General features: G+C 69.7%; 16 protein-coding genes and 1 pseudogene. 8 read left to right on the top strand and 9 right to left on the bottom strand.

What is annotated here, in order from left to right:
• Positions 1 to 116 precede the first annotated feature (116 nt).
• Together ACTWQC_RS26675 and ACTWQC_RS26670 are read right to left on the bottom strand one after the other, a co-directional pair.
• Entirely contained in the window at positions 117 to 3,839 is a 3,723-nt protein-coding gene (locus ACTWQC_RS26675; RefSeq protein WP_443318349.1) for a caspase, EACC1-associated type, read from the bottom strand.
• Complete coding sequence (locus ACTWQC_RS26670; RefSeq protein ID WP_443318348.1) at positions 3,836 to 4,249, bottom strand: hypothetical protein; 414 nt, start codon at positions 4,247 to 4,249, stop codon at positions 3,836 to 3,838. The genes ACTWQC_RS26675 and ACTWQC_RS26670 overlap by 4 nt, the downstream gene beginning before the upstream one ends.
• A gap of 352 nt (positions 4,250 to 4,601) precedes the next feature.
• Between ACTWQC_RS26670 and ACTWQC_RS26665 the strand changes: the two genes are divergently transcribed.
• The gene (locus ACTWQC_RS26665) at positions 4,602 to 6,152 is read left to right on the top strand and encodes a UvrD-helicase domain-containing protein (protein WP_443318347.1); all 1,551 of its coding nucleotides are present in this window, start codon (positions 4,602 to 4,604) and stop codon (positions 6,150 to 6,152) included.
• Between the two features lie 255 nt (positions 6,153 to 6,407).
• Here ACTWQC_RS26665 and sodN read toward each other — a convergent pair whose 3' ends face one another.
• On the bottom strand, positions 6,408 to 6,803 hold the full coding sequence (gene sodN / locus ACTWQC_RS26660; protein ID WP_443318346.1) for a superoxide dismutase, Ni: 396 nt from the start codon (positions 6,801 to 6,803) through the stop codon (positions 6,408 to 6,410).
• A gap of 149 nt (positions 6,804 to 6,952) precedes the next feature.
• Between sodN and ACTWQC_RS26655 the strand changes: the two are divergent.
• Positions 6,953 to 7,330 (top strand): annotated as a pseudogene (locus ACTWQC_RS26655) (S24 family peptidase); the annotation flags it as partial.
• Between the two features lie 95 nt (positions 7,331 to 7,425).
• Here ACTWQC_RS26655 and ACTWQC_RS26650 read toward each other — a convergent pair.
• Positions 7,426 to 8,094 carry a CGNR zinc finger domain-containing protein gene (locus ACTWQC_RS26650; protein WP_443318345.1) on the bottom strand — a complete coding sequence of 223 codons (669 nt, stop codon included), beginning with the start codon at positions 8,092 to 8,094 and terminating at the stop codon, positions 7,426 to 7,428.
• A gap of 101 nt (positions 8,095 to 8,195) precedes the next feature.
• Here ACTWQC_RS26650 and ACTWQC_RS26645 point away from each other — a divergent pair, with 101 nt between their 5' ends.
• A complete protein-coding gene (locus ACTWQC_RS26645) occupies positions 8,196 to 8,342 on the top strand; it encodes a hypothetical protein (protein ID WP_443318344.1) in 147 nt (48 codons plus the stop codon).
• 98 nt (positions 8,343 to 8,440) lie between these two features.
• Here the strand turns inward: ACTWQC_RS26645 and ACTWQC_RS26640 are convergent, their stop codons facing one another.
• The 3 genes from ACTWQC_RS26640 to ACTWQC_RS26630 are packed head-to-tail and all read right to left on the bottom strand — an operon-like array spanning position 8,441 to position 11,156.
• Positions 8,441 to 9,193 (bottom strand): amino acid ABC transporter ATP-binding protein, encoded by a 753-nt coding sequence (locus ACTWQC_RS26640; protein WP_443318388.1) that lies wholly within the window; start codon positions 9,191 to 9,193, stop codon positions 8,441 to 8,443.
• Positions 9,194 to 9,198: 5 nt separating this feature from the next.
• Complete coding sequence (locus ACTWQC_RS26635; protein WP_443318343.1) at positions 9,199 to 10,137, bottom strand: amino acid ABC transporter permease; 939 nt, start codon at positions 10,135 to 10,137, stop codon at positions 9,199 to 9,201.
• A 56-nt stretch (positions 10,138 to 10,193) separates the two neighbouring features.
• Complete coding sequence (locus tag ACTWQC_RS26630) at positions 10,194 to 11,156, bottom strand: ABC transporter substrate-binding protein (protein ID WP_443318342.1); 963 nt, start codon at positions 11,154 to 11,156, stop codon at positions 10,194 to 10,196.
• Positions 11,157 to 11,658: 502 nt separating this feature from the next.
• On the opposite strand from ACTWQC_RS26630, the gene ACTWQC_RS26625 reads away from it, so the two are divergent.
• From ACTWQC_RS26625 to ACTWQC_RS26605, 5 genes are all read left to right on the top strand, one after another.
• On the top strand, positions 11,659 to 12,867 hold the full coding sequence (locus tag ACTWQC_RS26625) for an NAD(P)-dependent malic enzyme (protein ID WP_443318341.1): 1,209 nt from the start codon (positions 11,659 to 11,661) through the stop codon (positions 12,865 to 12,867).
• 513 nt (positions 12,868 to 13,380) lie between these two features.
• A complete protein-coding gene (locus ACTWQC_RS26620) occupies positions 13,381 to 13,974 on the top strand; it encodes a phosphoesterase (protein ID WP_443318340.1) in 594 nt (197 codons plus the stop codon).
• Between the two features lie 43 nt (positions 13,975 to 14,017).
• Positions 14,018 to 15,571 (top strand): alkaline phosphatase D family protein, encoded by a 1,554-nt coding sequence (locus tag ACTWQC_RS26615; RefSeq protein ID WP_443318339.1) that lies wholly within the window; start codon positions 14,018 to 14,020, stop codon positions 15,569 to 15,571.
• A gap of 355 nt (positions 15,572 to 15,926) precedes the next feature.
• Positions 15,927 to 16,889: a zinc-binding dehydrogenase gene (locus ACTWQC_RS26610; RefSeq protein WP_443318338.1), complete on the top strand. Its 963-nt coding sequence runs from the start codon at positions 15,927 to 15,929 to the stop codon at positions 16,887 to 16,889.
• A gap of 157 nt (positions 16,890 to 17,046) precedes the next feature.
• The gene (locus ACTWQC_RS26605) at positions 17,047 to 17,289 is read left to right on the top strand and encodes a hypothetical protein (protein WP_443318337.1); all 243 of its coding nucleotides are present in this window, start codon (positions 17,047 to 17,049) and stop codon (positions 17,287 to 17,289) included.
• Between the two features lie 4 nt (positions 17,290 to 17,293).
• Here the strand turns inward: ACTWQC_RS26605 and ACTWQC_RS26600 are convergent, their stop codons facing one another.
• Together ACTWQC_RS26600 and ACTWQC_RS26595 are read right to left on the bottom strand one after the other, a co-directional pair.
• Entirely contained in the window at positions 17,294 to 18,325 is a 1,032-nt protein-coding gene (locus ACTWQC_RS26600; protein WP_443318336.1) for a helix-turn-helix transcriptional regulator, read from the bottom strand.
• A complete protein-coding gene (locus ACTWQC_RS26595) occupies positions 18,325 to 19,230 on the bottom strand; it encodes a DUF4097 family beta strand repeat-containing protein (protein ID WP_443318335.1) in 906 nt (301 codons plus the stop codon). The genes ACTWQC_RS26600 and ACTWQC_RS26595 overlap by 1 nt, the downstream gene beginning before the upstream one ends.
• Positions 19,231 to 19,304 lie beyond the last annotated feature (74 nt).

The raw sequence follows: 19,304 nt of genomic DNA, 5'->3' as shown, positions 1-19,304 counted from the left end.
AAGGGGCGCTCTTTCCCGTCTGTCAGGCACTGCCCACACTCCTCGGCAAGGGACGGCGGAGGGAGGGCTTGAGGTGGCTACTCAGCGGGGGCGGAGTTCGGCGGCCTCTCGCACGCTCAGTCCGCTTGATCTTCGTACAGCTTCCAGGCGGGATAACGCATGGCGGTGCCTCCGTGCTTGCCGCCGTCCAGAAGCTTCTTGCGGTGCAGCATGAGTCGTAGGTGTCGTGCCGCGTTGCTGTCGTCGCTCGGACCAGAGTCGAACAACACAGCAGTCGGAGCGTCCTCGGCCTTTCTCAGGATCGCATCGGCGGGGTGTCCATTGATCTTTTCTCCGAGCGCGACGCTGGTACCCGGTTGTGTGGACAGCTCTTGGTAGAGGCGTTTCAACAGCTCGTCCGTCTCGCCTTCGCCAGCACGAGGAACGATGTCACCGGCGGCCTCCAACAGGGTCGCGGCGACACCGCCTCTTTTTCTCCAGAGGCCCGCGTCTCCCACCACGATGAGGTGGCTGCGGGCTCGGGTGATCGCAACGTTCCAGAGGTTGAGCTGGCGGTCGACCCAGCTGATTGCGCCGGGGTACATCCCTTCACCGGCGACGAGAGAGAACACCATGACGTCGCGCTCACCGCCCTGGAAGGTGTGCACCGTGCCGACGCGCAGCCGTTCCTGGTCGTATCGGCGCAACTGGCTGCGCAGCTCTTCGGCCTGGCCCTTGAAGGGGGTGACCACGCCGATGGTGGCTTCGGCCGGCAAGTGCTCCAGCAGATCCCGTACGAAGCGTTCCACCTGACTGATCTCGTCGCCGTTGACCCATGAGCTCCCGTGGTGAGGGCGAGCGGCCCTTCCTGCCACATGGGACCAGAAGATCGGGGGACGAGGTAGGGACGGCCGGTCCCGGGTGTCTGTGAGGACGGTCAATCCGCCGTCGTAGAAAAGCCCGTTGGAGACGGCCGCGATGGCCGGGTGGCAGCGGAAGTGCTCGTTGAGGAGCAGGGTGCCTCCCGCGGAGCGTTCGGCAGCGTGGAAGGCGGAGTGCCGCCGGTACGCGAGGCGCTGCTTCTCCTGCCAGTCGGAACGCAGCCCGGCCTTGCGCCGGATGAGGGCCTCGCGCTCCGGGCCTATCTTCGCGATGTGCGGCAGCTGCATGGCATCGCCGATGACCAGGGCGCGTCGCGCCCGGAAGAGCAGAGGCAGGACGTGCGGGATGGCGCACTGGCTGGCCTCGTCGATGATGACCAGGTCGAAGAGTGCGGGCTCGGGTGGGAATCGTCGCGCCGAGAGGCTGGTCACGGCCCAGGCGGGCACCGCGGGCAGGGCCGCCTTCACTGCCGGCCAGTCGCTGCGGCCACTGTCCCGCGCACTCAGCAGGCCGAGGATGGGTTGACGTCCTCTGCGGGCATTGGTCTGGACTGTGGTCTCCAGGAGGGCACGCGAGCTGTTCTGGACGGCCTGCTCCGCCGTGTTCAGCGCCGCAGCAAGTTCGTCATCATGCACATCCGCTGCCTGTCCGTGTCTGCGGCGCCAGTTCGCCTCCGCGGCCGCGAAGTCGGCAAGCGCGATACAGCCCTCGGCGGAGTCACCGTTGTAGGTGCCAAGACCGACTCGGCGCAGCAGGCGGTTGCGCCGCTGTCTGCCGAGGATGCGTGCGCGGGCGAGGCGTTTCGCCTTGTGCATCACCTGATCCAGGTCCGTCACCTCCGCAAGGAGGCTGACGAGTTCGGCTGCCGGCATGCCGAGCTGATGGGCGTGTTCCTCCCGGGCCTCGCCTGCGCGGCGCAGTTCCTTCTCGAGTACTGCCGCACGAGCGAGGTCCTGCCGCACGTGTGACAGCCGGCCGCTTGCCACCTCCGCATCCATGGCCACCGTGGCCACGGTGTGTGTGGGAATCGCCATGGCGCGCAGCGCGTGGAGGGCGGTGGCCTCGGTCTGCGTGTAGTCCATCGCCTTCGCCCGGGCGGAACCGGTGCGCACCACGGTGCCGGGGACTAGCTTCTCGCAACGACGCCAGACCTCGTCCACGGCCTCGTTGTTGTTGGACGCCACGAGCACGGATTGGCCGCCGGCCACCGCGGTGGCAACGAGGTTGGCCACGAGCTGGCTCTTTCCAGTGCCCGGTGGCCCGGTCGCCACGGTGAGGCGGTGCGTCATCGCGGAGTTGAGGACCGCGGCCTGAGCCTCGTTGCAGGGCAGAGGCGTCACCAGACGTGCGGGCGCCGATTCCGAGCGCGCGAGAGCCTGCGTCCGCTCTGCCTGATCGGGGGAGAGGGCGGCGAGTGCCGTCGAAGGTATGCGGGTCGTGAGTCTTGCGATGGCGTCGAAGTCGTCGATCAGCTTCTTCGTGAAGTTGGTGTCGGGAAGCGCCAGGAAGAGGACGGCGGCGTTGCGAGCTCCGTGGCCGGGCGTACGTACATCGATGTGGTCGTCGAGCTGATCGGGGCGTGGCTCTTGCACGCACGGCAACTCGAATTCCTGCGTGAGCAGGTTGCGTACCTCGACGGCCATGCGATCGTGCTGCCCGCGATGCCAGGTGGGCTGGTACGTGTCGGCAAGCTGGGCGGCTTCTTCTTCACCCAGCCAGTCCCGGGCCAGACGAGGATGCGGCTGGACGGGACCGTACGGCTTCAGGCGCACCTGGCCGTCCTGGTGGACGATTTCGATGCGGCGCACCAGCAGCGGAGCGAACTTCGGGTGGCGCCAGGGGCGCCCACCGCGCGGTCCGTTGAGGACCACGGCGGGATAGCCCGCCCAGAGTTCGGCATCGTGCTCCGCCGCCGACTCGACGAGCGAGGCCGCCTCCGCGGGGAGAGCCGTGCAGCCGTCATCGTCCACGTCACCGGCCAAGAAGCGCTCCGAGCCGGAGAGGCAGACGTACGACGTGTCATGATCGCCGACCGACATCAGTGGCGTCTCGGTGTCATCCGACAGAACGCACTCCCGGTAGTAGTCCAGGAGATCGTTCCATGTGGGCTGGGGCAGCGCCGCCTTGGGCTGGGGACGCACTGGACCCTCTGGCTGTGCCGCTGGCCTACGGCTCAGCGGCACGAGGAGCGGGGCGCTGCCGAGCGGGCAGCTGGCGAGGACGATGCGGTCGTCGACGCCGTGCGCGGACTTCACCGGCACCTGGCGGCCGCCGCCCTGGGCCCGCATACGCCGGTTGACGTAGTGGAACAGATCGTCCACCGACACTTCGCCGCTGCCGTCCTTGCCCACCTTCCCCGTCCGCAGCGCCTCGATCACCTCGGTCGTGAAGGCGGACGGCTTCACCTCGGCGGCGCCCACGGTGTCGGCGTAGGAGTCCTCACCGGCCCGTGAGGAGGACAGTACGTAGACGCCACGGCTGGTCAGCAGGGCTTCCTCGCCGGACTTCGCCACCGACGCGGCTTGCCGGTCGGAGGTGCGCAGCCCCACGGCAAATCCGCCGCTACGGCAGCAGTCGATCATCATGACCTTCTGCGGAGCCCAGCACTGCTCCAGTTGCTCGTTGACGAAGCCGGCGCTCACTCCGGTCTCCGCGATCCGGTCGAAGTCCGTGTCCGTGGCGATGAAAGAGAACTCTCCGCCGGACTGGACCAGTCGGGTTCCGTGCCCGGATACGTACACCAGGGCCAACTCGTCCTGGTCACAGCTCTCGAGGAACTCGCTGATGGCCTGCCGCATGTCGTCTGCGGTGAGGTCGGTCAGGGTCATGACCGAGGCGAAGGCGCCGATGTTGCGGTGCTCCAGGACCTGGCGCAGTTCCCAGATGTCCGCCTGAGTGGACGGCAGAGCGCTGAAGCGACCGTCGTCGTACCGGTCGTTGCCGATCAGCAGGGCCCTGCGACGGATCAGCCGGGTCACGAGGCGTCGCCTCCCGTACTGCCGTTTACGTCGCCGCTCACCTTGTCCAGGAAGTCGCGGACCATTCGCTCCTGAGCCGCGTCCGGCCGACCTGTGATCGTGACGGTGTTTTCTTCGTAGGTGAGCTCGACCTTGCGGTGCCGTTCCTTGCCACACCATTCCGTGATCAGCGTGATCAGGATCTGGGAGATCGGGCGGGAGGCTGCGACTGCGGCCGCCCATAGCGCCACATCTCCCACACCGGCGCCCTTGTGACCGGCCTCGACGGACTCGTCGCCATCGACGAACCCGACGGCGAGCCCGTCTGCGCTCCCCAGCGCGGCATGTAGGTCTCGCGTCAGCCGTTCTTGCCGTAGTGCGTCGCCACCGGCTGGAACAACAAGCTGCCACGGGCGCCCCCCGCTCTTCATACACCGCTCCTCAGTTGGGCGGAGGATGAGCGGGCCTGTACGTTCCACGGCTTCGACAGGTCCTTCAGTACTTCCGCTGCGTCCCTCACCATTGGGCCCCCGAATCACGCTCAGTGGTACAGCAAGGGCCGGACGCTAACGCCGGTACGCGGGGCGCACACAAGGGCGCAGACGCGCACGGGTCTCCGCATCATGATTCCTTACGGATTTCCCCCGAGCGAGCCTGAAGAATTCGGACAGATTTCCGGGGTGTTCGGATTCCTGGCCGCGAATGTCAGCGGGATCTGGCACCCTCCGCCTGTACGGGAACGATCACAGCGGCGGCGCCGCACGAGAGCTGGGAGGGCGGGAGTTGACCTTGCTGAGGCCGACGGAGGAGCAAGAGGCTGCCATTCGACGATTCACTGCCGGCGACGACCTGGTCCTGCAGGCCGGCGCGGGCACGGGGAAGACTTCCACCCTGGAGCTTCTGGCTGCTTCCGACCTCTCGCGCCGCGGTGTCTACATCGCGTTCAACCGGGCGATCAAAGACGAGGCAGCCAGTCGATTCCCGTCGCGCGTACAGTGCAGCACGGGCCACGGACTCGCCTACCGCGCCGTCGGATATCAGTACCGGCACCGGTTCGGAGGTGCACGCGTACCGGCATGGAGGACGGCGGAAATCCTTGGCCTCCGCAGGGCGTTGACCGTGGGGCATAAGGTCTTCGAGGCAACCAATCTGGCATATGTCACCAAACAAACGGTGCTGCGGTACTGCCAGTCCGCGGACCGCGAGCTGGGTCCTCAGCACGTTCCCGTTCAGCGTGGCGCCGAGGACCCGCAGATCCATCGTGTCCTTACGAGCGCTGTCCTGCCCTACGCACAGCACGCCTGGGAAGATCTTTGTCGCCCCGACGGTGACAAGCTGCGGGTCGACCATGACCACTACCTAAAGGTCTGGCAGTTAACTGATCCCTACATCGCCGGCGACTACCTACTCCTCGACGAGGCTCAGGACACCAATCCCGCCCTGGAGTATGTCCTCATGGGGCAGCGTGATCACGCCCAGTTGGTGTTGGTTGGTGACTCCGCCCAGCAGATCTACAGTTGGCGCGGCGCTCGCGACATCATGACCGGCTTCAATGGCACCCACCTCAGCTTGTCCCAGTCCTTCCGGTTCGGCTCCGCACTGGCAGATGAAGCCAACCGTTGGCTTGCCATCACGCGCTCCCCGCTACGCCTGACCGGGCACTCCGAGATCACGACACGGATCGAGGAGGCCAAGAGTCCGGACGCGATTCTGTGCCGGACCAACGGTGGAGCGATGAGCGAAGTGCTCCACCTCATGGATGACGGTCGTCAGGTTGCCATGGCCGGCGGAGGCGGCTCGTTGCGCAGTCTGGCCATGGCCGCCCGTGATTTGAAGGCAGGCAAGGGAACCCGTCACCACGAGTTGTTCCTGTTCAAGACGTGGGGCGAGCTACAGGAGTACGCCGAGAACGATCCAAATGGCGCTGACCTTCTCCCCTGGGTCGAGCTGATCGACGACATCGGCACCGAGGCCGCACTCGGCGCCGTAGACCGCCTCGGAGCGGAGGACCAATGCGATGTGACCGTCTCCACCGTCCACAAGGCCAAGGGGCGTGAGTGGTCGAGCGTACGCATCGGTGACGACTTCCCCGAGCCCGAACCAGACGCTCTCGGCCGCCCCGGCCGGATTCACCCCGGCGAAGCGCGTCTCGCATACGTTGCCGTGACCCGCGCACGCCACCATCTCGATATCGGCGGCCTGGCATGGATCCACTCACACCCCCAAGGCCAGCCAGGTACTGCAAACCCTCTCCCGCCAGGTCGGTCGCATGCATCCAGCCCCTGGGACAAACTCGGGCCCCTTTCGCATGAGGACAAGACCCAGCATGAGTGAAGTGGCAGGAGGCGGCGATCGCGGGCGATGCAGTCACGTGGATCACCGACAAGGCCCTCCGCGTCCAGCGGGTCCAGGTGGTGCTCGGGCAGGCATCCGCCGTCATCACCTGCGGATCCACGCGCACCTGTGGACCGGCGCATACGACCGCACCCGGTCCGTCATGGACTCCGTGCTCGGAGTCCTGCGGACCGGGTGCGGACCGAAACGTCCTGCGGTGAAGAAAAACCACAGGTCAGAGGGGATAAATCAAGATCAGGCGTTCTTGGTCTCCCAGAAGATCTTGTCGATCTCGGCGATCAGGTCCAGCAGCTTCTGGCCGGTCGCCGGGTCCGTCGAGCCCTTGGCGGCGCTCGCGGCCTTCAGGGCGTCGTTGACCAGCTGGTGCAGGTGCGGGTACTTCTCGAAGTGCGGCGGCTTGAAGTAGTCGCTCCAGAGCACCGAGATGTGGTGCTTGGCGAGCTCCGCGCGCTGCTCCTTGATGACAATGGCCCGGGCGCGGAAGTGCGCGTCCTCGTTGGCCTGGTACTTCTCCTGGATGGCCTTGACCGAGTCGGCCTCGATCCGGGCCTGGGCCGGGTCGTAAACACCGCAGGGCAGGTCGCAGTGGGCGCTGACCTGTACCTTCGGGGCGAACAGGCGGGAGAGCATAGAGCTGTCCTTCCTCGTGATCGTCTTCTCAGGTGGGAGATTACTCCCTGGGCGAGGCGTTTTCGCGAGTGCCCCAGGGGGCTTAGGACAAAAGTCCAGTGTCAGGCTGGTACTGGTGGAGGAACGGACCGGGAGCCGGGAGGTGCCGGATGCCGGAAGGTGGCCGGTGGCAGGGTTTTGAACACGGCGAGCGCGGTGAAGACGGCGAGCACGGTGATCGCGGCGTACGCGGTGAACACAGCGGACGCAGCGAACGTGGTCAGGGCCGTGGACACGGTCTCGGGCGTGAGCCGGAGCCGGACCGTGAGCAACGGGCGGCTCGGGCCTTCGGGCTCGCCGACGTCGTCGGTCCTTCGATGGTGCCGACGCTGAAGCCGGGCGACCGGCTCGTGGTCCACTACGGTGCCCCGGTGCGCCCCGGTGACGTCATCGTGCTGCGCCACCCGATGCAGCAGGACCTGCTGATCGTGAAGCGCGCCGTGGAGCGGCGCGAGGGCGGCTGGTGGGTGCTGGGCGACAACCCGTACACCGAGAACGACAGCCGGGAATTCGGCCCGGTGCCGGAGGAGTTCGTGCTCGCCCGCGCCCGTGTGCGGCTGCGCCCGCTGGGCGCACTCGACGGTCAGCGGTCGCCGGCCGCGCTGCTGGCCTGGGTCTTCTCCGCCGTGCGGCTCGTGCGCTCCACCGCGCCCTCGTCCGTACGGTCGCCGGGCGGCCGGCCCGACCGCTCCGTCTCCAGGCGCTTGCGCGCGCGGTAGGCGGCCACGTTGGCGCGCGTCGCGCAGCGGTCCGAGCAGTAGCGCCGGGACCGGTTCGTCGACGTGTCGAGATAGGCGTTCCGGCAGGGGGTGGCCCGGCAGATGCCGAGCCGGTCGACGCCTAGGTCGGTGAGCTGGAAGGCGAGGCCCATGACGGCGGCCGCGGTGTAGCCCGCGGTCGCGTTCGCCGCGTGGTCGGCGATGTGCATGTGCCACTTGGGGCGGCCGTCCTCGTCGCGGAGCTCATGCCCGGAGATCTGCGGGCTCACCGGGAACTCCATCAGCAGCGCGTTGAGGAGGTCCACCGCCCGGACCTCCTCGCCCTCGTCCGCCGCCTCGAAGACGGCGCGGAGCCGGGCCCGTACGGCGCGCAGCCGGGTCACGTCGGCGTCGGTCGCGCGCCGCGCCGCCTGGGAGCCGCCACCGAAGAGAGCCCGCACGGCATCGACCGACGTGAGCCCGTCCTTGCCGCGGGGCGGGTCCTCACTGTTGACCAGGCGGACGGCATAGTCCGAGTAATAGGCCAGTTCCACTTGTCTTCCTTACGGATGCGGTCTCGCGTCGGTCGCGGGCGGTGTAACAGACGTTGCTGCTCCGAGGGTATTACGAGGGCGGACGAGGTGGAGGGGACGGGATGACGGAGACGGTGGCCCGCGCCGACTGGGCGGCCTGGCAGGCCAGGCCGGCGGCCGAGCGTTTCAAGATCTTCGGCAACCCGGCCGCGCGGCGATCCTCGGGCTCCAGTGAGCCCACGCCCGTACGACCGCACCACGCGTGCTGACCGCACGACGCGTGATCACTGAGCAATGCGTGCCGACCGCACGACGCGTGGGGCCCTCCGCAGCAAGCGCACTGCGGAGGGCCCCACGCGATGTATGCCTACAGCACCTTCGACAGGAACGACTTGGTGCGTTCGTGCTGCGGGTCGGTCAGGACGTCGCGCGGGTGGCCGGACTCGACCACGACGCCGTCGTCCATGAACACCAGCGCGTCGCCGACCTCGCGGGCGAAGCCCATCTCGTGGGTGACCACGATCATGGTCATGCCGTCCTCGGCCAGGCCGCGCATGACATCCAGCACGTCCCCGACCAGCTCGGGGTCCAGCGCCGACGTCGGCTCGTCGAAGAGCATCAGCTTCGGCTCCATGGCCAGCGCGCGGGCGATGGCCACCCGCTGCTGCTGACCGCCGGACAGCTGCGAGGGGTAGGACGCGGCCTTGTCGCCCAGGCCCACCCGGTCCAGCAGCCGCAGCGCCCGCTCCCGCGCGACCGCCTTGGTCTCCCCCTTCACCTGGACCGGGGCCTCCATGACGTTGGCCAGCGCGGTCATGTGCGGGAAGAGATTGAACCGCTGGAACACCATGCCGATGTCGCGCCGCTTCCGCGCGACATCGCTGTCCTTGAGCTCGAAGAGCTTGTCGCCCCGCTGCCGGTAGCCGACCAGCTCGCCGTCCACGTAGAGCCGCCCGGCGTTGATCTTCTCCAGGTGGTTGATGCACCGCAGGAAGGTGGACTTGCCCGAGCCGGAGGGGCCGATCAGGCAGAAGACCTCACGCGGGGCCACCTCGAGATCGATGCCCTTGAGGATGTGGGCGGCACCGAAGGACTTGTGCACGCCCTCGGCCTTGACCATCGCGCTCATGCCCGCACCTCCGGGGACCGCTTGAAGATGCCCAACGCCCTGATCCGCTGGAGCGGGGTGAGCGGCAGGCTGCGCACCGTGCCTCGAGCGTAATACCGCTCCAGGTAGTACTGGCCGACGCTGAAGACGCTGGTCAGCACCAGGTACCAGAACACGGCCAGGAACAGCATCTCGACCACGGCGCCCGAGGTCTGGCCGATGTCCTGGGTGGAGCGCAGCAGCTCGGGGTACTGGCAGGCGCTCGCCGCGAGCGACGAGGTCTTGAGCATGTTCAGGAACTCATTGCCGGTCGGCGGCACGATCACCCGCATCGCCTGGGGCAGCACCACCCGGCGCAGCGTCCTGCCGTGGGTCATGCCCAGCGCGTGCGAGGCCTCGGTCTGGCCCTCGTCGACCGACTGGATGCCGGCCCGGACGATCTCCGACATGTACGCGGCCTCGTTGAGGCCGAGACCCAGCAGAGCGGCCATGAACGGGGTCATGAAGTCGCTCATCTCGTCCCGGTAGAACCCCAGGTTGATGTAGGGGAAGACCAGGGCGAGGTTGAACCACAGGATCAGCTGGACGAAGACCGGGGTGCCGCGGAAGAACCAGATGTAGCCCCAGGCCACCGAGGAGGTGACCGGGTTCTTCGACAGCCGCATCACGGCCAGCACGATGCCCAGCACCAGGCCGACCACCATGGACAGCACCGAGATCAGCACCGTCCTCCACAAACCCTCCAGCACGCTGGAGTCGAACATGAAGTCCGGGATGGCCGACCAGTTGATGTCGGCACCGGCGAAAGCATTCACCACCAGCGCCAGCAGCCCCAGCACCACGAGGCCGGATACCCACCGCCCGTAGTGCCGGACGGGAATCGCCTTGATGGTCTCAGGCGGCGGGCCCGGCGGCGGCGCGTCCTCCGGGCCCGTCTTGTCGATCGGAACAGTCACGGGTGTTGCCTTTCAGCGTTCCTCGAGAGTCGTACGAAACCGGGGGAGGTCGTACGTCAGGAACCGCCGTTGATCTTGATTTCCTTGACCGCGCCGTCCTGGACGCCCCACTTGTCCATGAGCTTGTCGTACTCGCCGTTCTTGATCACGGACTCGAGGGCCGCCTTCAGGGCGTCGCGCAGTTGGGTGTTCTTCTTGCCGACCGCGATGCCGTACGGCGCGGCCTCGACCTGCTCGCCGACGAGCTCGAAGTCCTTACCGCCGCCGGAGGTCTTCACGGCGTACGCGGCGACCGGGAAGTCGCTGGCGCCCGCGTCGGCGCCGCCCGCGCGCAGCCGGGTCTGGGCCTCGACGTCGGTGTCGAAGGGCTCGATGGTGATCACCTTCTCGCCCCCCTTCTTGCACTTCGCCGACTGGTCCTTGGCCAGGTCGTGCGAGACCGTGCCGCGCTGGACGACGACCGTCTTGCCGCAGAGGTCGTCCCAGGTCTCGATGCCCTTGGTCTGACCCTTCTTGGTGTAGATGGAGACGCCCGCGGTGAAGTAGTCGACGAAGTCGACGCCCTCGAAGATCTTCTTGTCGGTCTCCGGGTCGACGCCGTTCTGCCGCTCCTTCGTGTCGGTCATGGCCGACATGGCGATCTGGTAGCGGCCGGAGCGCATGCCGGTGAGCAGGGTGTCGAACGTGCCGTTCTGGAACTCGAACCGCACGCCGAGCTCCTTGCCCATCGCGTCGGCCAGGTCCGGGTCGAGGCCGACGGTCTTGCCGCCTTCCTTGAACTCGACCGGCGGGTACGCGATGTCCGAGCCGACCTTGATGACCTTGGAGTCCTGGATGTCCTTGGGCAGCTTCGAGAACAGGGGCGCCTCGGCGCCCGCGGCGGTCGAGTCGCCGTTGCCGCCCTTTTCGGTCTGGTCACCGCAGGCGGTCAGCAGCAGGGCGCCCGCGACCGCGATCGCGCCGGCGGCGGCCAACCGGGTACGGGCAGCGGCCGGGCGACGAGTGGTGCTTGCGGTCATTGGTGGTTCCTCCGGAGAGTCAGGGAGTAGCCGATGGGTCGGGCACAGCGTCGAGTGTCGCGACCTCGTGTGATTGATTGAGGCATCTTGCCATCCGGACGGCTCCGAACAGGGGGCCAGCCATGTCAAAATCGGATAACGGGCGATCCCGTCATCGGGATCACGTAACCGCATGTCGAGCGTATGCCGCCGCCCGCTGAAGTGCGGTTCCCGCAGTGCGACTCCTTTGCGTGATATGTCCCCGGCCGGTTGGCGGGGGCCGAAAAACCTCGCGCCGTACACCCGCGTGACGAAAGCGACTCGTTCCAGGCCACAGTCGTGCGGTAGAAACGATGGTTACACCCCTCACCCGGGGCTCAGGGCGCGTGTGCGGCGCGCCCGGCGTCCGTACCTCCCCCCGCGCAGCGGCCATCCGCCGCGCAGGGCCGCGGACGCGGTGCCCGCCCGCTCCTCATTCCTGGAGCGGCCACCCTCGACAGAATTCAGACAAAGGGGTCAACAAGTGGCAGCGGAGATCGTGAATCCTCGCGGCGATAGGGACACGACGGACGACGGCGAGCCTTTCGATCCGGCCTTCGCCCTGCACCGCGGCGGCAAGATGGCCGTCCAGGCGACCGTCCCGGTCCGGGACAAGGACGACCTGTCCCTCGCCTACACGCCGGGTGTCGCGAAAGTGTGCAGCGCCATCGCGGAGCAGCCGGAGCTCGTCCACGACTACACCTGGAAGTCCCAGGTCGTGGCCGTCGTGACGGACGGCAGCGCGGTGCTCGGGCTCGGCGACATCGGGCCGGAGGCCTCCCTTCCGGTGATGGAGGGCAAGGCCATCCTGTTCAAGCAGTTCGGTGGCGTCGACGCGGTCCCGATCGCTCTGGACTGCCGGGACGCGGACGAGATCGTCGAGACGGTCGCCCGGTTCGCCCCGTCCTTCGGCGGCGTGAACCTGGAGGACATCTCCGCGCCCCGCTGCTTCGAGATCGAGCGGAAGCTCCAGGAGCGCCTGGACATCCCGGTCTTCCACGACGACCAGCACGGCACGGCCGTCGTCACGCTCGCCGCGCTCCGCAACGCCACGCAGCTCACCGGGCGTACGCTCGGGCAGCTGCGCGCCGTGATCTCCGGCGCGGGCGCGGCGGGGGTCGCCATCGCCAGGATCCTCGTCGAGGCGGGCATCGGCGATGTCGCGGTCTGCGACCGCAAGGGCATCGTCAGCGCGGACCGCGAGGACCTGACGGATGTGAAGCGGGAGCTGGCGGGCTTCACGAACAAGGCGGGGCTGACCGGGTCGCTGGAGTCGGCGCTCGACGGTGCGGACGTCTTCATCGGGGTGTCCGGCGGGACGGTTGCGGAGGCGGCGGTGGCGAAGATGGCGAAGAAGTCGCTGATCTTCGCCATGGCCAACCCCAACCCGGAGATTCACCCGGACGTTGCGCACAAGTACGCGGCCGTGGTCGCGACCGGGCGCAGCGACTTCCCGAACCAGATCAACAACGTGCTGGCCTTCCCCGGGATCTTCGCGGGCGCGCTGCAGGTGCGGGCGTCGCGGATCACGGAGGGGATGAAGCTGGCGGCGGCGGAGGCGCTGGCGGCGGTGGTCGCCGACGAGCTGAGCGCGGACAAGGTGATTCCGTCGCCGTTCGACGAGAGGGTCGCTCCGGCGGTCACCGCGGCCGTGGCCGCGGCGGCGAGGGCGGAGGGCGTCGCCCGGCGGTAGCCACCGCCGGGCGGATCGTTCGTGCGGGCCGTGGCTCGCCCCTCGGGGTGGGCCACGGCCCGTCTCGCACCCTGACGCCCGCCTGCGGCGGGCTTTTCTTCGCACCCGCCCACCCGTGCAGCTGGGTGGGCGGGTTTCCCGGGTCCTGCGGATGGTTGCGCGCCGTCGGCGGCTGACCGTGTCGCCCTGCGCGGCTACGGGCTCGCTCGCGCGCGGCACGACCTCGCACCCCCGCGCCGGCGGCGGCCCTCCAGCGCCCGGACGCCCGCCTGCGGCGGCCCTCCAGCGCCCGGACGCCCGCCTGCGGCGGGTTTCTCGTCTCCCATCCCGCCCACCCGAGCAACCGGGCTCGGCAGTTTCCCGTCCCCCCGGACGAGGGCTGACGGGTCGTAGGGAACGGCCCGCGCCGCCCTCATCGTTCCGCTGCGGTCTTCCGTTGGTTCACTCGTGACTGGTGGGATGCCTGATGCCTGAGACGCAGCGCCGGACGGGGAGTTGGGGAGGCATACGCCAGTGAATCTCGTAGTCAACGGGGACGCCGAGAGCGGGCCGGGAGGGACCGCCGAGCCGGTCCCGTCGGTCACAGGATGGACGGTCGGACAGGGCGCGCCGGCGCTCGTCGGGTACGCGGTCGGCGGGGGATACCCGACGCCGAGCGACCCCGGGCCCGCGCAGCGCGGCAGCCGGTTCTTCTCCGGCGGCAACTCGCCCCGTACCGCCCTGGTTCAGGACGTGACCCTGCCCGCGACCGGGCGCACCGGACGTCCGGCCGTGGACGCGGGCGACGTGCGGTTCACCGCGAGCGCATGGCTCGGCGGATACGCGACGCAGGAGGACGGCGCCCGGCTCTCCGTGGAGTTCCGGGACGCGCAGGGGACCCCGCTCGCGCTGGCCGTGCTCGGCCCGGTCACCGCGGCCGAGCGGAAGTCGGCCACCGGCCTCGTCGAGCGGAAGGTCGGCGCCGCCGTGCCGCCCGGCGCGCGCACCGCCCGGCTGCTGCTCGTCTTCACCCGCTCCGGCAGCGGCACGTCCAACGACGGCTACGCCGACGCGATATCGCTGACCCTCGAGCCCACCGGAGGCACCACCGCCGGAGGCCGGTCGTGAAGCGTCGTGTCCTGACCCTCGAACCCACCGCCGGAGGCCGGTCGTGAAGCTGAACCGCCGTGATCTGCTGAAGGCCGCGGCCGCCGCGGGCGCCCTCAACCTCGCCTGGCCGCTGAGCCCTGGTCTCTCGCCCGCGCAGGCGCGCGAGGCCGCCGAGGCGCTGGGCGCCGACTACGACCCCGCGCCCTTCACGCTCGGCGTGGCCTCCGGCGACCCGCAGCCGAGCAGCGTCGTGCTGTGGACCCGGCTCGCGCCCGAGCCGCTCGCCGCCGAGCAGCAGCTGCCCGAGATCGTCGAGGTCGGCTGGGTCGTCGCCGAGGACAGCGAGCTGAAGCGCGTCGTCGCCCGCGGCACGGCGCCCGCCTCCGCGACCCTCGGCCACAGCGTGCACGTGCCGGTCGGCGGGCTGCGCGCCGGGCGGCACTACTGGTACGCCTTCACCGCGCTCGGCAAGCGCAGCCGTACCGGCCGTACGAAGACCGCACCCGTCGGGAGCGTCCCGCGGGTCCGCTTCGCCTCCGCCAACTGCCAGGCGTTCCACGACGGTTTCTACGCCGCGCACCGCGGCATCGCCCGCGAGGACCTCGACTTCGTGGTCCATCTCGGCGACTACATCTACGAGCACGGGCCGGTCGGCGGCGACGCCGTCCGCGACCACAACGGGCCCGAGATCTTCACCCTCGCCGACTACCGGGTCCGGCACGCCCTCTACAAGGGCGACGCATCTCTGCGCGAGGCGCACGCCGCCCACCCCTGGTTCCTGACCTGGGACGACCATGAGGTCGCGAACGACTACAGCGGCACGGGCGGCGGCGCGCCCTTCATGCAGCGCCGCGCGGCCGCGTACCAGGCCTGGTACGAGCACATGCCGCACCGCGACAGCGGCGCGTCCGCCCTGCCCGACCCCGAGATCCACCGGGTGCGGAGGTGGGGCGACCTGCTGGAGGTGACGGTGCTCGACCTGCGCTCGTACCGGTCCGCGCAGAACCTCGCCGACGGCACGATCCTGGGCGCCGAGCAGAAGAGCTGGCTCAAGCAGGGCATCGACCGGGCGCCCGACGCCTGGCACTGCTGGGCAAACTCGATCATGCTCAGCCAGCTGCGCGGCAGGCCCGGCGGCCCGTACATGTTCACCGACCAGTGGGACGGGTTCCTCGCCGAGCGGAAAGAGGTGCTGACGCACGTTCACGACTCCGGCTTCGAGGACCTCGTCGTCATCACCGGCGACTGGCACTCCGCCTTCGTGGACGACGTCCGGCCCGACTTCGACGACGCGTCCTCACCCGTCGTCGGCACCGAGTTCACGGCCCACTCGGTCACCTCGGGCGGGTACTCCACGGACTGGAACCAGACCAACGGCCCGGTCATGGGCAGGGCCAACCCGCATCTGCAGTACTTCGAGGGGAATCGTTACGGCTACGACGTGTACGAGGTCACGCCGGAGCGGTGGTCCACCCATATGCGGGTGATCGCGGACCGCCGCGACCCGGCCTCGCCGGTCACCACGCTCACCACCTTCCACGTGGACCGGGGCAGGGCGGGCTCGTACGAGGACCCGGAGACCAAGGACTCGCCCGCGCAGTACCGGAGGGATTGACCGCCGCGATCGTCCACGGCAGGACGGGCGGGCTGCGCGTGTACGCCACAGCGGCCGCCATCCGGCGGGGATTGACTGATACGGCATACGGGCCGTGGTTCGCCCCCCGGGGATCGTGGGCCTCGGGGCTCCGTCACCCGGCTGTGGGCGGTCGCCGCGCCGGCACTTCGGGCACGGGCAGGGTGGCCGTGCGGAGGTGCGTAGAGGTGCGATGATGCGCCTGGGGCGGGGAAGTGGTGACGCCGGGCGCCGATCCGCCGCGGCCCGATCGGCATCACCGGCGTGAGCGACCGCGGCGCGCGTCACACCGGTGTGCGGTTCCGCCGCGTCCGGCCCGCGTCATAGTCTCGGGATCATGTTCGCCGCCTATGCCGCACGTATCGACCGTGACCAGCCGCTGAACGGCCTCGAGCTGGGCGATCGCCCCGCCCCGGAGGCGCGCCCCGGCTGGACGACCGTCAACGTCAGGGCCGCCTCGCTCAACCACCACGACCTGTGGTCGCTGCGCGGCGTCGGCCTCGGCGAGGAGTCGCTGCCGATGATCCTCGGCTGCGACGCCGCCGGGACCGACCAGGACGGCAACGAGGTCGTCATCCACTCCGTCATCGGCCAGACCGGCCACGGCGTCGGCCCGAAGGAGCCCCGCTCCATCCTCACCGAGCGCTACCAGGGCACCTTCGCCGAGCAGGTCGCCGTCCCCGTCTGGAACCTCCTGCCCAAGCCGAGGGAGCTGTCCTTCGAGGAGGCGGCCTGCCTGCCGACCGCCTGGCTGACGGCGTACCGGATGCTGTTCACGAACGCGGGCGTACGGCCCGGGGACTCCGTCCTCGTGCAGGGCGCGGGCGGCGGGGTGTCGACCGCCGCGATCGTCCTCGGCAAGGCGGGCGGGCTGCGCGTGTACGCCACCAGCCGTGACGAGGCCAAGCGCAAGCGGGCCGTGGACCTGGGCGCCATCGACGCGTACGAGCCGGGGGCGCGGCTGCCGGAGCGGGTGGACGCGGTGATCGAGACGGTCGGCGCCGCCACCTGGTCGCACTCCGTCAAGTCGCTGAGGCCGGGCGGCACTCTGGTCATCTCCGGCGCGACGAGCGGCCCCAGCCCCAAGTCCGCGGAGCTCAACCGGATCTTCTTCCTGGAGCTGAAGGTCGTCGGCTCGACGATGGGCACCAAGGACGAGCTGGAGGACCTGCTCAACTTCTGTGCGGCCACGGGTGTACGGCCGGTCATCGACTCCGTGCTGCCCCTGGACCGGGCCCGGGAGGGCTTCGAGAAGATGGCGGGCGGGGGTCTCTTCGGCAAGGTCGTGCTGACGGTCTGAGCGCCGGCGCGCGGTGAGTGCGGGGGCGCGGTGGGCGCGGCCCCGCGGTGAACGCGGGCCCGCAGAATCGATCTGGCACGGCGAGCCGCGCCGACACCCGTAACTTCCCCGTCCATCCATCGGATGAGCACGTCGGCAGCCGATCGGGCTGTATCCGATGGACGAGGAGACGCGGGTGGACGACAAGCGGGTGAGGAACTGGGCGCGTTGGGCGGTCGTGGGCGGGGCGGGGGCGGTCGCGGCCGGGCTGCCGGCCGCGGCGGCGCACGCCGACGAGACGCACCACAACTCGCACAACGCGCCCCGGGTGGCGCTGATCTCAACCGGCCAGATCGACGACCCGATGGAGGACGTGCTGGAGCACACCCTCCTCATCGGGGACGGCTACCGCTGGGGCTGACGCCTCAGGACCGCGGGGACCGCGGGGAGCGGGTGCGCAGCACCGCGCCGATGTGGGCCGCCGCCGTCGAGAGGTGCCGGCGGGCCTCCTTCAGCTGTTCGGGGCTCACCCCGTGGTCGCGGGCCGCGTCCCGGACGTCGTCGCGGAAGCGGTCGAGCATCCGCTCGAGGTCGCGGGCCGGGTCGTCCGAGGGCGCGGCGGGCTCCCGGGCCCACTCGGGCTTCTCCGCCTCCTCGGCCGCAGTCCCCTCGGCAGTCCCCTCAGCCGTCGCCTCGGGCGTCCCCGCTGTCGCCGTCCCCTCGGCGGCCTCCGGCCCCGCCTGCTGCGCCACTCGCCGCATCTCGCGCGTGACTTCGGCGAGCGCATCGCGTACGGCGTGCTGCCAGTCGCCCGCGCGGATGTGGTCCTGGGTCTGCTCCTGCACCCGCTTGACGATCTTCTGGATCTCCTCGCGCGCGAAGATCTGCGCGTCCCGCGCCTGCTTGCGGGCCCGCTGGGCGTCCTCCTTGGCGCGCCGGCTCTCCTCCTTGGCGCGGCGGGCCTGCTCCTTCCACTCGTCCTTGGCGCGCCGCATCTCCTCCTTGGCCTGGCGCCAGGCCTCCTTGTCGCCCCATGCCCCCTCCCAGCCCTCCTTGGCGGCCCCCTCCGTCCGGGCCTGGCGGGCGGCCGCGCGCATCTCGCGGCGGAGGTCGCCCGCCACGCCGCGGACGTCCTCGCGGATCTCTGCCGCCAGTTCGGAGACGGACTCGCGGATCTCCAGCTCGAGATCGGCGAGTTCGCCCTGCCGGTCGGCGAGCTCGGCGCGCCCGGCGTCGGTGATCGAGTAGACCTTCCGGCCGCCCTCGGAGGCGTGGGTGACCAGGCCCTCGGCCTCGAGCTTGGCGAGGCGCGGGTAGACGGTGCCGGCGGACGGCGCGTACAGGCCCTGGAAGCGCTCCTCCAGCAGGCGGATCACCTCGTAGCCGTGGCGCGGGGCCTCGTCCAGCAGCTTCAGGAGGTAGAGGCGGAGCCGGCCGTGGGCGAAGACGGGAGGCATCAGAGGACCTTTCCTGGGCTGGTCGGGGCGGCGTCGTCCGGGCCGTCGCCGTCCGGGCCGTCGTCCGGGCCGTCGTCGTACGGTCCTCCGTCCTCGGCCGGCGGGCGGCGCAGCAGCGCGATGGCTCCGGAGATCGTGGTCGCCTTCAGCCGCCCGCTGCCCGCGCCCAGCGTGCCGGTGATCCGCTTGGCACCCCACTGGCCGGTCACCCTGAGGTCCTCGAAGGCGTTGGAGATCGAGCCGCTCGTGGTGTTGGCCTCGACCTTGGCGTCCGCGGGGTGGGGGAGGCGGATCGCGATCTCACCGGAGATGGTGGTGAGGGCGAGGTCCGCGCCCTTGCCGTCCACGTCCACGATCATGTTGCCGCTCACCGAGTCGGCCCGTACCGAGGAACCACACGCCTCGATCACGGTGAGGTCGCCCGAGACGGAGTTGAAGCGCAGGTCCCCGGTCAGCCCCTGGGCGTCGACGCCGCCGGAGACCGTGTCGGCGCGGACCGCGCCGGTGAGCCCGACGAGTGTGGTGTCACCGCTGATGCCGCGCACATCGGTGGGGCCCTCGATGCCCGAGACCACGGCGTTCGCGCCCACGACCCCCACCTCGACCCGGGTCCCGGCCGGTACGGCGAGGGAGACCGCGGCGCTGCGGCGCCAGCCCTTGCGGTCCAGCCACTTGAGGAAGCCCTTCCAGGGCAGGTCGTCGTACGTGACCGTGAGCGTGCCCCCCTCGTACGTGACGGTGAGCGGCGGGCCTTCGATCTCGCTGACCTCGAGGCGGGCGGTGTCCTCGTCGGTGCCGACGACGTTCACGGCGCCGTTGACGATGCGGACGCTGAGGTGCTTGACCGGTTCCTCGAGGTCGAGGGTGCGTGGTTCGGAGACCGACCACTCGTTGCTGGCTGACACTGCTCCGGCCTCCCCTGCGGACGGGCGTACGGGCGTACGGCGACATATCGCGTCTCTCAAAAGACACGATATAT

It is taken from the genome of Streptomyces sp. 8N616 (genome assembly GCF_052246385.1).
Lineage (GTDB): Bacteria > Actinomycetota > Actinomycetes > Streptomycetales > Streptomycetaceae > Streptomyces.
The sequence above is the reverse complement of the archived record's forward strand: the minus strand, read 5'-3'. Positions and strand labels throughout refer to the sequence as shown.